Source organism: Streptomyces sp. NBC_01591 (assembly GCF_035918155.1).
In the GTDB taxonomy this organism is placed as follows: Bacteria; Actinomycetota; Actinomycetes; order Streptomycetales; family Streptomycetaceae; genus Streptomyces.
The window spans coordinates 8,636,607-8,650,674 of record NZ_CP109327.1 but is presented as its reverse complement, the minus strand read 5'-3'; the positions used below and the strand labels follow the sequence as shown (position 1 = coordinate 8,650,674).

11 protein-coding genes and 5 pseudogenes are annotated in these 14,068 nt (G+C 67.2%); 8 read left to right on the top strand and 8 right to left on the bottom strand.

Going from position 1 to position 14,068, the window contains the following annotated elements; genetic code table 11:
• Positions 1 to 23: 23 nt before the first annotated feature.
• From OG978_RS40035 to OG978_RS40015, 5 genes are all read left to right on the top strand, one after another.
• On the top strand, positions 24 to 1,319 hold the full coding sequence (locus OG978_RS40035; RefSeq protein WP_326763343.1) for an extracellular solute-binding protein: 1,296 nt from the start codon (positions 24 to 26) through the stop codon (positions 1,317 to 1,319).
• A gap of 116 nt (positions 1,320 to 1,435) precedes the next feature.
• Positions 1,436 to 2,293, top strand: a complete 858-nt coding sequence (locus OG978_RS40030; protein WP_326771045.1) for a carbohydrate ABC transporter permease — start codon at positions 1,436 to 1,438, stop codon at positions 2,291 to 2,293.
• Positions 2,283 to 3,155, top strand: coding sequence for a carbohydrate ABC transporter permease (locus OG978_RS40025; RefSeq protein WP_326763345.1), 873 nt, complete (start codon positions 2,283 to 2,285; stop codon positions 3,153 to 3,155). Before OG978_RS40030 ends, OG978_RS40025 begins: the two co-directional genes overlap by 11 nt.
• An 8-nt stretch (positions 3,156 to 3,163) precedes the next feature.
• Positions 3,164 to 4,537 carry a glycoside hydrolase family 5 protein gene (locus tag OG978_RS40020; RefSeq protein ID WP_326763346.1) on the top strand — a complete coding sequence of 458 codons (1,374 nt, stop codon included), beginning with the start codon at positions 3,164 to 3,166 and terminating at the stop codon, positions 4,535 to 4,537.
• A gap of 26 nt (positions 4,538 to 4,563) precedes the next feature.
• Complete coding sequence (locus OG978_RS40015) at positions 4,564 to 6,519, top strand: hypothetical protein (RefSeq protein WP_326763347.1); 1,956 nt, start codon at positions 4,564 to 4,566, stop codon at positions 6,517 to 6,519.
• Positions 6,520 to 6,937: 418 nt separating this feature from the next.
• Here the strand turns inward: OG978_RS40015 and OG978_RS40010 are convergent.
• Together OG978_RS40010 and OG978_RS40005 are read right to left on the bottom strand one after the other, a co-directional pair.
• A pseudogene (locus OG978_RS40010) lies at positions 6,938 to 7,128 on the bottom strand (IS630 family transposase); the annotation flags it as partial.
• A gap of 155 nt (positions 7,129 to 7,283) precedes the next feature.
• Positions 7,284 to 7,553 (bottom strand): annotated as a pseudogene (locus tag OG978_RS40005) (hypothetical protein); the annotation flags it as partial.
• Between OG978_RS40005 and OG978_RS40000 the strand changes: the two are divergent.
• The 3 genes from OG978_RS40000 (at position 7,552) to OG978_RS39990 (ending at position 9,269) form a co-directional block, all read left to right on the top strand.
• The gene (locus OG978_RS40000; protein ID WP_326763348.1) at positions 7,552 to 7,758 is read left to right on the top strand and encodes a hypothetical protein; all 207 of its coding nucleotides are present in this window, start codon (positions 7,552 to 7,554) and stop codon (positions 7,756 to 7,758) included. The pseudogene OG978_RS40005 and the gene OG978_RS40000 sit on opposite strands and share 2 nt — an antisense overlap.
• A 10-nt stretch (positions 7,759 to 7,768) precedes the next feature.
• Positions 7,769 to 8,386, top strand: coding sequence for a TetR/AcrR family transcriptional regulator (locus tag OG978_RS39995; RefSeq protein ID WP_326763349.1), 618 nt, complete (start codon positions 7,769 to 7,771; stop codon positions 8,384 to 8,386).
• Between the two features lie 88 nt (positions 8,387 to 8,474).
• Positions 8,475 to 9,269 carry an SDR family NAD(P)-dependent oxidoreductase gene (locus tag OG978_RS39990; RefSeq protein WP_326763350.1) on the top strand — a complete coding sequence of 265 codons (795 nt, stop codon included), beginning with the start codon at positions 8,475 to 8,477 and terminating at the stop codon, positions 9,267 to 9,269.
• A 152-nt stretch (positions 9,270 to 9,421) separates the two neighbouring features.
• Here OG978_RS39990 and OG978_RS39985 read toward each other — a convergent pair whose 3' ends face one another.
• The 6 genes and pseudogenes from OG978_RS39985 to OG978_RS39960 all read right to left on the bottom strand — a co-directional run.
• Positions 9,422 to 10,099, bottom strand: coding sequence for an IS6 family transposase (locus tag OG978_RS39985; RefSeq protein ID WP_326763351.1), 678 nt, complete (start codon positions 10,097 to 10,099; stop codon positions 9,422 to 9,424).
• Between the two features lie 158 nt (positions 10,100 to 10,257).
• Entirely contained in the window at positions 10,258 to 10,515 is a 258-nt protein-coding gene (locus OG978_RS39980) for a hypothetical protein (protein ID WP_326769884.1), read from the bottom strand.
• Between the two features lie 333 nt (positions 10,516 to 10,848).
• Positions 10,849 to 11,061, bottom strand: a pseudogene (locus tag OG978_RS39975) (DUF3761 domain-containing protein); the annotation flags it as partial.
• Positions 11,062 to 11,143: 82 nt separating this feature from the next.
• A pseudogene (locus OG978_RS39970) lies at positions 11,144 to 11,551 on the bottom strand (transposase); the annotation flags it as partial.
• Between the two features lie 23 nt (positions 11,552 to 11,574).
• Entirely contained in the window at positions 11,575 to 12,816 is a 1,242-nt protein-coding gene (locus OG978_RS39965) for an IS110 family transposase (RefSeq protein ID WP_326769885.1), read from the bottom strand.
• A gap of 428 nt (positions 12,817 to 13,244) precedes the next feature.
• A pseudogene (locus OG978_RS39960) lies at positions 13,245 to 14,057 on the bottom strand (IS110 family transposase); the annotation flags it as partial.
• Positions 14,058 to 14,068: the final 11 nt, after the last annotated feature.

The following is a 14,068-nucleotide window of genomic DNA, read 5'->3' as shown; positions in this document are numbered from 1 at the left end:
CAATCATCGCAAGGAGTACAGCAATGAACCCATCGAGACGCTCCGTCCTCGCGGCGACCGCGGCCGCAGCCGCGACCGCTGCCCTCACCGCCGGCTGCGGCAACGGCGGCGGTCGGTCGGGAGCCGACGACGGCAACCTGCGCATCGCCGTGTGGACGGCGGTGAAGGAGCATCTGGCGCTGCTGAACAGCATCGCGGACGCCTTCAAAGCCAGTAACCCGAAGGTGAAGAGCATCAAGTTCGAATCGCTCAACCCCATGGACTACACCACCGCGCTGACCACTCAGCTCGCCTCGGGCAACCCGCCCGACCTGGGCTGGATTCTGGAAACGAACGCGGCCGACTTCATCGAGGCCGACACGCTCGTCGACATGGCTCCGGCCATGAAGGCGGAGAGCGGCTACGGATACAACGACTTGGAGCCGGCGCTGCTCAGCCAGTGGCGGCGCGGCAAATCGCTCTACGCGTACCCGTTCTCCAGCTCGCCCCTCGCGGTCTTCTACAACGCCGACGCCCTGGCCAAGGCCGACGCGGACGATCCGGCCAAGCTCGCCTCCGAAGACGCCTGGACATGGGACGCGCTCGCCGCCGCGGCCAGGAAGGTCACCGATGCCAAGACTGCACGGTTCGGCCTGCTCGTCCACGATTTCGACTACAAGCACTGGGACCGGCTCTATCCGATCATGAGCGCGTACGGGGCGGCACCGTGGACGTCCGACAACGACTGCGGGTTCTCCGACGGGAAGATGGTCGACGCGATTGACTTCTTCCGGAAGATGGCCTTCACCGACCGGAGTACGCCGGGGCCCGGAGAGCAGGCAGACTTCTTCTCCGGCGAAAGCGGCATGATCATTACCCAGGTCAGCAAGGCCGGCCCGCTCGCCGACGTCTCGTGGAAGTGGGGCGTCGTACCGCTGCCGTCCGGACCGGCCGGAGCTCACCAGGTGATCGGGCAGGCCGGCCTGGCCGTCTTCGCCAAGGCCAAGAACCAGGAACTGGCCAAACAGTTCTTCCTCTTCGCCACCGACAAGAAGAACACCGCCGAACTTGCCCAGTTCTTCCCGCCGCCGCGCGCCTCACTGCTGACGGCCGAGACCCTTGCCAGAACCAACCCGCTGCTCAGCAAGGACCAGCTCCAAGAGAGCATCATCGATTCGCTTAAGTCCGGTACGGTGCGCCCCGGCCATAGCGGGTACGCCGAGCTGAACGAGAAGACGCGGGCGGCCCTCGACGCGGCATGGAAGCCGAAGGCCGATACGCACAAGGTCACCCGTGCCGTCTGTACCGCCATCGAGCCCCTGCTGCAGGCCGGATCGTGAGCCTGACAAAGAAGGCCCCGACCCCTGCCGTGTCCCGGCGGGCCACCGTGCCTCTCAAGGTGCGGCCGGCCCGCCGGGGCGGGCGGCAACGGACCCCGCGGTGGCGTCGGCGGGACATGCTCGCCGGGTACGTACTCATCGCCCCGCAGATGGTGGGATTCGCCGCTTTCGTGCTGGGGCCCCTCATAGCCGTCGTCTACTACAGCTTTACGAAGTACAACAATCTCACCGGCGATATCAGCTTCATCGGCGGTGACAATTACCGGAAGCTGCTCGACGACCCGCTCGCGATTGAGGTGGCTCAGAACACGGCCGTGTTCTCCCTGGGTCTGGTGCCGCTCAACATCTGCCTCGCCCTGCTGCTCGCCGTGCTGCTGGACCAGGGGCTGCGCGGCACCATAGTGTTCCGCGCGATCTTCTTCTCCCCGACCGTCGTGTCGGTCATCGCGTGGACCATCGTATGGAGCTTCCTGCTCAGCAAGGACGGCGGCCTCAACCTGCTCATACGCATGGTCGGCGCCGATGGTCCCAACTGGCTGCGCGAGCCGGACACCGCGATGTTCTCGGTGATCCTGGTGCAGGTCCTCAAAGGTGTGGGCGTGAACATGGTGCTCTTTCTGGCCGCCCTGCAAAGCGTCCCCACGGAGCTGCGGGAGGCGGCAAGGGTCGACGGCGCCCCTCCCTGGACCATATTCCGCCGGATCACCCTGCCGATGATCAGCCCGACCATGCTGCTGGCCGCGATCGTCACGGTGATCGGCTCGCTTCAGGTCTTCGGCCAGGTCATGGTGCTGACCGGCGGCGGTCCGGGTAACGCCACGACCGTACTCGCCTACTACGTCTATCTGCAGGCATTCAAGTTCTTCGACCTCGGCTACGCGAGTGCCCTCGCGGTACTGCTCTTCCTCGCTGTCCTGGTCCTGACCGTCGTGCAGTGGTGGTTGCGCAAGAAGTGGGTGTTCCATGAGCAGTAACCCCTTGGCCCTGTTCCGACGCAGGGCTCGGAAGCCCGCATTCGGGCGGATCCTGCTGTACGTACTGATGGTGGCCCTCGCGGTGCCGTTCCTCCTGCCCCTGCTGTGGATGGTGAGCAGCTCCCTCAAACCGATCTCGGAGATCTTTTCCTATCCGCCCTCGCTGCTCCCGAGCGACTGGCGGTGGGACAACTACGCCCGTATCACCGATTACCAGCCCTTCGGCCGTCAGTACTTCAACAGTCTCTATATCGCGGCGTTGGTGTGTGTCGGCAGCGTCGTGGTCTCGGCCATGGCCGGTTACGCCTTCGCCCGGGTCCGCCTCATCGGCGGCGGCACCATGTTCGTCCTCCTGCTCACCGCATTGCTGATGCCGAGCGAGGTCATCATCGTTCCGCTGTTCCGGCTGTTCTCCGAGATCGGCTGGACCGACACGCACTGGCCGCTGATCATTCCGGCCGTGTTCGGCAGCAACTCGGTCTTCGGCACCTTCGTCATGCGCCAGTTCTTCCTTGGCCTGCCGGCCGAGCTGGAGGAGAGCGGAAGGCTCGACGGTCTGGGGCGTTTCGGGCTGTTCTTCCGGATCGCGCTCCCGCTGGCCGGACCTTCGCTCTCAGCGGTGGCACTGCTCTCCTTCCTGCACAGCTGGAACTCCTTCCTGGAACCGCTGGTGTTCCTGCGCAGCCCGGAGATGTTCACCCTGCCGGTAGCGCTCACCCAGATCGTGGACAACTTTGGAGCCCCGGTCTGGAATGTGCAGCTCGCGGCCAGCACGCTCACGGTCATTCCGGTTCTCGCGGTATTCCTGGTGGCCCAGCGCTGGTTCATCAAGTCAATCGTCAACAGTGGTCTGAAGGGTTAGTCATGGAAATGCTCACAGTATCCGGTGACCGGTTCGTCACCCCGTCCGGAAATCCAGTGACTCTGCGCGGCACCGGGCTCGGCGGCTGGATGATGATGGAGAACTTCCTCAACGGCTTCCCCGGCGCCGAGCACCAGGCCAGGGACGCGCTGCGGCATTCCATGGGCGCAGAAAAGGCCGACCGGCTGTTCGACCTCATCCTGGACGAGTTCTTCACCGACGCCGATGCAGCGCTGATCGCCCGCACCGGACTCAACTGCGTTCGCATTGCGGTCAATTACCGGCACCTCTCCGACGATGCCAACCCGTTCGACATCAAGGAGGACGGAATACGGCGGCTCACTACCGCCATCGACGCCTGCGCCCGGCACGGCATCTACACCATCATCGACCTGCATGCCGCACCAGGCTTTCAGAACCAGTCCGAGCACAGCGACAATCCGAGCCACCATGCCTGGCTGTGGCGCCACCGCCACTTCCAGGACCGAGTGGTGGCCATCTGGGAGGCGCTTGCGGACCGGTTCCGGGGCCGGCCCGAGGTAGCCGGGTTCAACCTGCTCAACGAGCCCGGCGATCCCACCGGCGAGGTGATCGGTCCGTTCTACCGCCGACTCGTCGACGCCGTACGGGCCATAGACCCGGACCATGTGATCTTCCTCGACGGCAACCGCTACGCCAACGACTTCGATGCCATCGGCAGTGGATTCGACAACACCGTGTACTCCGCCCACGACTACGCCCTCGCCGGAATCCGTGACGCGACCGAGTACCCGGGCGTAGTACGCGGACAGTATGTCGACCGCAGCTGGCTGGAGGAGCGCTTCCTGGAGCGAACCGAGCACTCCCGCAGAACGGGCACACCAGTCTGGGTGGGCGAGTTCGGGCCGGTCTATTCCGGCGACCCCGCAGTCGACAAGCACCGCTACGCCGTACTGCGCGATCAGCTGGAGATCTACCGTGAGCACGGGGCGAACTGGTCCATCTGGACCTACAAGGACACCCATCTGTCCGGGCTGGTGTCCCTCGACCCCGACTCACCCTGGTCCCGGCTGCTGCAGCCGATCAGGGAGAAGAAGGAGCGGCTGGGCACCGAGCCTTGGTCCACCGGCGAGGAGGGCATCGGCCACGCCCTCGCCCCGCTCGATGAGCTGATGGCCACCGAGTACCCCGACTTCGACCCCCAGCCCTTCGGCCAGCGCTGGTACGTGCGCAGGCTCGTCCGTGAACTTCTGCTCGGGGAGCCCATGCTCGCCGACTTCGCCGCCCTCTTCGCCACTGTCGACGACGCCGGCATCGCAGCTCTGGCCGGCTCATTCCGCGTCGACGCCTGTATACCTCGCACGCCGCTGGCGGAACTCCTCACTGAATTCACCCGCAGCTGAAACCACCTCTTCAGAAGGAGACACCAGTGCGACACCCGACCGACAGACCTATCCACACCGCGCCCGGACTCCCCGGCCTCAGCCGCCGCGCGCTGCTCGGAGCTGCCGGCGCCGCAGCGCTGCTGACCGCGCTGCCCGCCCGCCCCGCCGGCGCCACCGAGGGGACGACCGCCCTGCGGCTCCTCGACCCGCTGCCCCCGGGACTCCCCGACCGCACGCTGTTCGCCCCCGAGGAGCAGCGGTACGCGCCGTACCTGGTGACCCTCGCGCCGATGGCAAACGACATCGAGGATGCCGACCCGGCCACATACGGCTGGTTCAAGGGCGGCTGGTGGCGCACGCCGGACGAGCCGTACAACGCCCGGATCCAGGAGCACGTGTACACGCTGAGCTGGTTCTACGCCAACTCCCGGCCCTGGAACCCGTACGCCGGTGACCCGGCACTGCTGGCCCGCCTCGACGCAGCGCTCCAGCACTATCTGCGCCTGCAGCACGACAACGGCTCATGGCCGGAGTACCGCCCCACCGAATATTCCAGAGCGGCCACCGGTTTCGGACTCGGGTATCTGAGCAAGACGCTGCAGGTTCTGCGCACGGCCGGGGCCCTGCCCGAGCGGCAGACCGAGATCCGGACCGCCGTGCACAGAGCGATGGTGTGGTTCCTCGACCCCGGCAACACCACCGTCTGGCAGAACCCCCTGAGATACACCAACCACTACATCGCCGGCCTCGCAGGCGCGACTCTGAGTCTGCAACTGGACCCCGATGCCGCTTTGCAGACACGGCTGGCAGAACGCATCACCTTCATCGCAGACCGCGGTCAGAGCCCACAAGGTTTCTTCTACGAACCACGCGGCATGGATGTCGGCTACAACTTCGATGTCATGCTGCCGGACATGGCCGAGCTCTATCACCTCACCGGCGATCCGGCCATGCTCTCCATGGCCCGCAAATTCGCCCCCTGGCTCGGCTACAACCTGGTGTGGGAGCCCGATGGATCGGGCTACTTCACCAACGTCGCCGCCTCCGCCCGCACCAGCTCCCTCTCGTACGACGGGGTCATGCTGGAGCCCGACCGCACGCACCTCGGCTCGCTCTTCGTGCCTGAAACACCCGAGCTCGCGGCGTTCTTCACCGCCCGTGAGGACCGGGCGGACGCACGCGCCGCCTGGGCGGCGGATCCGAATCCCGTGCCGGTGCTGGAGCGCGGCAAGACCTCCCCGCGCGTCATCGCGCACGTCCCTTACGGCGATGGGTCCCCGACCCGTGCAGAGAAGAACGACGCGATCTCCGATCTGCCGTACCTGAGGCAGGACAACTTCGTCGAACTCCGCCGTGACGCCAAACAGGACTTCCTCTTCATCCGGCGCCCCAGCCTCTACCTGGGAACCTTCTTCGGCACCCGAGCCACCAGCCTCGTCCGCTCCGGCCTCACCTTCCTGTGGCACCCCGACGCAGGCATGGTCGTGTACTCACTCAACAACGGCGACTCCTGGGCCACCGAGCTCGACGGCGGCCGGCTCGACGCCAACAGCGACCTGACGGCCGAGTACTTCACCGGTGCGCCCACCGCACGGCCCTGGACCGGCGGCGACCTCTCCCCCGGCGAACCCTTCTGCATCCAGTATCGCACCCCCGACTCCGCGGTCACCACCGACGTCACTGTCGCCCAGCAGTCCGTGCGTCGCGTCGTGACCGCCGGCTCGGCGGCGAGCGAACTGATCCCGCTCGTGCTGCACCCGACCGACCAGGTGACCTTCACCGACGGCACGGAGGCGGCCTACGGCAGCGCGACTTCGGCTGCCGCGGACGGCCTTACCGTGCGCCGTGGCGACACCACGATCTTGATCCGGTGGGATGCCCCACGCGCCGCCAGCCTCACCAGCGGCCCCACCACGTTCCTGCGCGACGCCACCCGCCGCGCCCACCTACTCCGCATCCCGCACCCTGGCGCTCTCCACCTGACGATCACGTTCAGCTGAACCACACCAACGGGACGTCACCGGCGTCCCCGAAAGAATCGGACAGGCATGACGATTCGACCGTCTCAACGAAAGTCGACGGTTGCGTGGCTGCTATCTCGATGAGTATTCCTGGCATCGGGTGACCCGCTGGCTGCGTAAACGACATCCTCGTGTCCCGTGGGCATCCTTGTTCCGGCGTTTCCTCCCGGGGAAACGCCGGCCGAAGACGGGATCTCGCTGATCCAACCCCAAAAGGTTCCGGTGGTCCGCTACCGATATCGGAGGCGGAACATACCGACACCATGGACGCCAATACCGGCAGCCGTCGGCCAACCGGCGGCAAGAGCACGTGGAGAGCCGGATGCTCGGAGACGGGCACGTCCGGTTCGGCGGGCGGGCGGGCCGGGGAAACGGAACACCAGAAATGGTGTCACCGCGCCCCAGTCCGACCCGACTCATCCACACAGAACACCAATGCCCGTTCGGCGGGTCCAGGTAGAGGCCGACGACATCGTGGACCTTGTCGACGACGTACGGATCGGTCGACAGCTTGAAGGTCTTCTCCGAGCGGTGCGGCTGTGGGTCGAACGCCCGCCAGATCCGTGACACCGATGACTGCGAAAGTCCCCGACACTATGCCGCCCACGCGGGCCTGGTTCGCCCTTCAGCCCCTTTTCATTGTGCAGGGCCCCAGAGCGCCAGACCGTGGCCCCGCTCGCCGGGTAGACGACCATGCAATAGCCTTCTGCGCAGCGCTCCCAGCCATTGCGCCGCCCGCTGGCCAGGTCCACCGGATCGCCGTCGGCGATGCCCAGTTCGGCCAGGTCTTCGGGGTTGACCATGATGACCGGCGGGCGTAGTGGAAGCAGTTCGGCAGCCTCGCTGTCCACGACACTGGTCCAGCCGTGCCGCTTTTCGGCCCCTCGGACACGGTCCTGGGCGGCCAGGACCGCGTGGGGGAAACCGGCCTGTTCCCAGCCGGGACAGCAGCCGATCGCTAGCGCCGGCCGCGTCAGGGTGCGCGGCCTGGGCCCGGCGTACAGGGAGCGCATGGACGGGCAGAACCGCTTGGCTGAGACCAGCGGGCGGCGCCAGGGCCTCGTCGAGGGCGGTCTGGGCCGCCTCCACGATTCCCGGATCGGGCACCTGCATCCGGCCGGTCATGCCGAACACACCAGTTCGCCGCTCGCCGCGGCCGGGGCCCTCCGGGTGACGCGGCTCTTGATCAACTTGAAAAACCGACTCGAAGGTATTTAGTATTGGGGGCATGGGAAGGCCAGTGGATCAACTGACACCGAAGGGCGCGGCGACGCGCCGGGAGATTCTGCGCGCCGCCGCCCGTGTCTTCGATGCCAAGGGGTACGCCCTGGCCCGGATGGACGACGTGGTGAGCGAGACCGGCCTCACCAAGGGTGCCGTGTACTTCCACTTCAAGAGCAAGGCCGCCCTGGCCCATGCGGTCGTCGACGATCAGAAGCAGGGGATGCTTGCGCATGTGCGCAGGCAGCTCGAGGGGCTCGGAGGGCCGGCTGCGCAGGTACGCGGACTCGTCCCCGTCCTCGTGGACCTCGTCATCGCCGAACCCGCGGGATGGTCCGTCGTGCGGCTCGACCGCGAGCTCACCACCGAGTCACCGCAGGAACGCGCTCAGGTGTCCGTTCTCGCGGAGTGGGTCGGCCTGGTCGAAGAACTCCTTCTGGCCGGCGCCCGCGCGGGCGACCTGCACCTTCCGGCCGACGCCCACGTGCTGGCGACCGTATTCGTGGGCGCGTTCGACGGGCTGAAGGGCGTCCTCGAGGCCACGGGGCGCGCCACTCCCGAAGAGCTGCGCCGTGCAGCAGGCGCTCTCGCCGAAGTCATTGAGGCGACCATCGAAGCTCACTGAACGCGGGCAGGCCGGACATCACGCACGTCGGCCACGTCGGCCTTTTCATCGCCAAGAAAAAAACCTTCAAGTCGGTATGGAGACAGACATGAACTACTCGGACACTCTCACCTCCCAGCTGGCCGTCGTCACCGGCGCTTCGTCAGGGATCGGCGCCGAGTTCGCCCGACAGCTGGCCGCCCGCGGTGTGGACCTGGTCCTCGTCGCCCGTTCGAAAGACAAGCTGGAGGAGCTCGCCTCGACCCTGCGGACCAAGCACGGCGTGACCGTCAGACCCATCGCCCTCGACCTCTCCCTGCCCGACTCCTCCGAGACCCTCGCGCGCACGCTCGACAAGCAGGGCGTCGTGGTGGACATCCTCATCAACAACGCCGGCTTCGCTTCCCACGGCGACCTCGCCGAGGCCGACCCCGGCCACATGGCGTCCCAGGTGCAGCTCAACGTCGGCACGCTCGTCGGCAACACCACCCGGCTCCTGCCCGGCATGGTCGAGCGCGGGCGCGGCACCGTCATCAACGTCGCCAGCACGGCCGGATTCCAGGCGGTGCCGCACATGGCGGTGTACTCCGCGACGAAGGCATTCGTCCTGTCCTTCACGCGTTCCCTCTGGGGCGAGACCCGCGGCACCGGTGTGACCGTCCTCGGGATCTGCCCGGGCGCCACCGACACCCCGTTCTTCGACGTGGCCGGTGACAACGCGTCGGTCGGCAGCCGGCGCACACCGCAGCAGGTCGTCGCCACAGCACTCGCGGCGCTCGGCGGACGCAAGGCGACCGTCGTCGACGGCGCCGGCAATGCCCTGGTGTCACGCGTCGTCAGCCGCCTGGTACCCGAGCGCCCCCTGATCCGCATCGCCGAACGCAGCGTACGCCCCAGCGCGTGAAAGGCCCGCTGGCGAACCGTGAACGCAACGTCGTCGTCCAGGGCGAAGACCTCGGACGGTGGGTGAGTGCGCAGCGGGGCGTTGTCACGTTGGTGCGGTGTTGATCGATTGAGGGCGCGTCAGGGTGTGTAGGGGTCGGGTGGGGGCCTGGCTTACGCTGCGATGGGCTGGTCGGTGGCGCCGGTGATCTCGTCCCAGATGGTGAAGCGGGTGGTCATCTCGGTGCGGTATTGGGTGGCGGTCATCAGGTGGCGGCGTGGTCGGAAGTGCGGTGAGATGCCGCTGAACGCGGACAGGAACCGCTGGGCCCCGCCGGTACTGCGGAAGCCCTTCATCGCGCGTTCGTGCTGCCTCGTCGGCTGATGGCTGTTCTCGGCCCGGTTGTTCAGACCCTTGTGGGCGCGGTGTTCTACGGAGGGCATGACCTCGCGGTGGGCCGCGCCGTAGGAGCGGAGCTTGTCGGTGACGATCACCCTCGGCACCGAGCAGGTCTTCTTGAGCAGTTTGTGGAAGAACCGCCTGGCCGCAGCCTTGTCCCTTCGGCCCTGGACCAAAATGTCGAGCACGTTGCCATCGGCGTCGACGGCCCGCCACAGGTACTTCAGCTCACCGTTGATCCTGAGGAAGACCTCGTCCAGGTGCCACTTGTCACCCGGCTGCACACGCCGGCGGCCCAGGCCGTTGGCGTAGGCCTGCCCGAACTTCGTACACCAGCGGCGGACCGTCTCGTGGGAGACGATCACGCCGCGCTCGAGCATCAGCTCCTCGACCTCGCGGAACGACAGCGGGAAACGGAAGTACAGCCACACGCAGTGCGCAATGATCTCCACCGGTTACCGGTGCCCCTTGTACGACGGCGGCGCGCTGTCCACGGACGCCCCCTCCCAGCACGACCAACCAGAAGATCATCCCAGGCCGGTCAGTCAACGTGACAGTGCCCGGGCGAGGGCTTCACGGTGGGTGATCACGACGACAGCGCGCTCGGTTGTCAGTCGGCCACGGTGTGCAACGCCTCAGATGCGGTCTCCTGGTCGTCGTGCTCGTAGTTGGCGAGGGCCAGACCGATAGCGAAGAAGGTCGGCGCCCACTCGCCGACGAAGATGCCCCAGTGATCTGCACGCCCCGTCCGGCACTCCGCTTTCAACGACCCGGCCCACGAGGCAACGGCCAGACCGACGGAAAGGAAGCCGGCGCAGTACGCGTGCTCGGACTTCAGGCCCTTCTCGTGCAGCACTTTGATGATCATGGCTCTCCCGAGAGTCAGATGGCCCCCATCCACCGTCGCGCAGGAAACCGTCCGCTGCACCTGGGGCAGGCGGTCACTGAAAACCGGGCCCGAATCCCAAGACACCCAAGGACATCGGCGCCTGGCTCGACTCGTGGCCGATCCCGTTTCCCTCGCCCGAAACAGCAGCCGGTGAGGGCGAGTGGGGCGGTCTCCTTCGCTCGGCGAACCTGAGGCGCGTGTCGTGATGTGCCACCACCACACGTGGACGGCTCCGTGGTGGCCGAGCAGGTCGATCGCGCACCAAGTAGTCTCCAAGCAGCTGTACTTGTACCTGTACCGAACACCGCCGTGGCGGCTGCAAGTACCGCGGAACGTCTTCGAGGAGCTGTAGGCCCCGTCCTTGCATTGGGCGGTGACACCCGCCGGGGTGCGCGCTGCCGGCCTTGCACACGCCGGTGGCGCGGGGCGCGCACGCGGCCGTCGCCTCGGCCTGAACAGCCGGGACCAGGAGCGCGGCGGCGACGGCGAACGCGGTGCCCCCCACGCCCTGACGACGCGGAGCAATCTCGCTTTCTGGCGGGGGGTGCCTCTATGTTCTTCGTCAACCCCAAGGTGCCGGTTCTGGGGTGGTTTGCCGGGGTGGGGTTCATGCGGTTGCTGGGGTGTTGGTTCGGGGTTCGCGGGGCTCGTAGAAGGTGCCGTCTCGGAGCATGGCGAACAGGACGCTGATGCGTTGGCGTGCGAGGCGGAGGAGGGCCTGTGTGTGGGTCTTGCCGCGGGCGCGTTGTTTGTCGTAGTAGGTGCGGGAGACGGGATCGGCGTTCATGCAGGCGAAGGCGGAGAGGAACATGGCGCGTTTGAGCTGCCGGTTTCCTCCTCGGGGTGCGTGTTCGCCGTGGATCGATATGCCTGACTGCTTGGTGGTGGGGGCGAGGCCGGCGTAGGAGGCGAGGTGGGCGGCGGTGGGGAAGCCGGTGCCGTCGCCGACGGTGGTCAGCAGGACTGCGGCGGTCCTGACGCCGACTCCGGGCATCGAGGTCAGGACCGGGGAAAGAGACATCCGATGCAGTTGATCTGTCAAGCGGCGATGGTGAGTTGTGGGGTTGACGGTGCGGGGAACGCGGCGAGCTCGTCATAGCGGGTTCGCTTGGTAAGGCAGTGGTGGAGGCAGCCGAGCATGCGGTTGAAGAGGTTGCGCTGAGCGGCGGTGTGACGGTCTCCATCGGCTCGCCGCCGGTCGTAGTGGGCCCGGGCTCCGGGTGAAGCGGTCAGGCTGGCGAAGGCCCAGACATAGCCGACCGAGGCCAGACGCTGGTTCTTGACCCGTCGGGCCATGACCGCGAGGCTCCTGCCGGACGCCCGGGTGACCGGTGCGGCTCCGGCGAAGGCCTTGAGCCCTCTAGCGTCGGTGAAGCGGGATCGGTCGTCACCGATCTCGGCGAGCACCCGGGCGCCGGTGAGAGCCCCGAGCCCTGGAAAGCTGGTGATGACCTCGGCGTCCGGGTGCGTGTCAAAAGACTCCACCGTCGCTTCGGCGAGGTCGTCGACACTGGTGCAGGCGGCATCAAGTTGTCTGAGCAGGGCGATGGCCTGGCGGCCCATGGCCTGCTCGACCTGCGGAGGCTGGCGCATCTGCGGGATGCGCAGTGCGTCTCGGAGCCGTTCGGCTTCCGCCTCGATGCCGCGTTGGCGGCCGGCCCTTTTCAGGAGCGAGCGCAGCTGGACGCGGGTGAGCCTGGCCGCCTGTTCGGGTGTGGGGGCCGCGGCCAGGAGGACGCGGGCGACGTTGCTGCTGATTCCTTCGCGGTTGTGCTGGAAGGTCGCGAGGAAGCCGGGGAAGCATTCGCGCAGGTGGGAGCGGAGTTTGTTGCCCGCTTGGGTGCGGTCCCAGACCGCGTCCTGCTGAGCGCGGGCCAGGACGGCTATAGCGCGGGCGAGTTCGCTGTCGTCGGGCAGCGGCCGGTGGGCGGCCTTGTCCGTGCGCAAGATGTTCGCGAGCACCATGGCGTCGAGGTGGTCGGACTTCTTGCGGGTGACCGTATGCCGGTCGCGGTAGCGTGCGGCGGCCATCGGGTTGATCGCGTAGACGGGCCGGCCGGTGGCTCGCAGGCAGGCCACAAGGAGGCCGCGGGAGGTCTCGATCGCGACAGGAATCAGGGTGTTCGCGCTGTCGCCGTGAGCGGTGAGGAGACTGAGGAGCTGGTGCAGGCCCTCGAGGTCGTCGTTGATTCGGGCCCTGGATAACAAGGTGCCCTCGTGGTCGATCAGAGCGACATCGTGGTGGTCGCTGGCCCAGTCGATTCCGCAGGTGACGGTCATCGTGGCGTGTTCGTCCTCTCGGTCTGGGGTGTCCTGCTGGTCGCAGCCGTGCGGGGGCACGCGTCTCCCTAATGGAAGGGCTCGATGGCCCTGCATCCGATTAGCCGTTCGTGACCCCAGCGACTCACAGGGCCCTCGGTCTGCTCCAGAGCTCGGCGGCTCCAGGCGTGGTGAGAGGTGACCCCTGTGGGCGGCTCGGACCACAAACTTCAACGATCCGATCATCGGACTGGATGCGGTGGGGTACGGACTCGTGACGCTGGACGGCACCGGAGGCCGACTCTTGACCAAGGGATCCAAGTCCCTGGGGGTGTGCGCGGCTTCTCCGGCACCGACCACCGTCACGAGGGTGATGCGGGGCCCGCAGTCTCTTTCAAGGCGTCGACGGGCCGGGGTGGGCCTGGCGGTGCCCCGCATCACTGCCCATTAGGGTGGGCCTCCAGCAGGGTGTTGATCTGGGCTTCCAGGGCCCGGCGTTGTTCGTGGACGGCGGCGAGCGAGCGGGCCAGGGAGGGCAGGACGATGTCGAGGGTGCCGGTCCCCGGGACCACGACGGTCTGCTCGTCCAGGGCGTCGAAGACGTCGTCGATCAGCCGTCCTGCCATGCGCGGGGCCTTGGGGCGGACGAGCTCGACGAGGCGGCGGCGTCCGGCTTTGCGTAGGGCGGCCGGCGAGCCGTGGCGTTCCAGCAGCCAGGTGACGGCCTGGTGGTCGAGACGGGGGCCGAGGACACGTTCCAGCGAGGGGTGGAACTGGGTGAGCAGGCCGCGTATCCGGTTGCTGGTGCGGGTGGCCTCGGCCGCGAGGTCCTGGTCGAAGCCGGCGAGGACGGTCAGCTCGGCGGTGATCTCGTCGGTGAGTTCCAGGGTTCGCAGGGTGTGCGGCATGGTGCGGGCCGCGTCCGCGATGACGGCGGCGTCGCGGGCGTCCGTTTTGGCCTCGCCGGGGTAGAGGTCGGCGATCCGGCGCATGGCCAGGCCGGGCAGGTAGGCGACCTTGCAGCCCGTGTCCCGGGCGACGGCCAGGGGCAGGGCTCCGATGGAGGCGGGCTGGTCCACGATCACCAGGACGGTGCCGAACTTGGCGGCCAGTTTGTCGAAGACGGCCCGCAGTTTCGGCTCGCTGTTGGGCAGGGGCTTGTCGAAGACCTTCTTGCCTGCCGGGGTGAGCCCGTGGCCGTGATGGGCCGTCTTGCCGACGTCCAGGCCGAGGAACACGCCCACGTCTTCGGTTTCGAACATTGTTCCCTTCC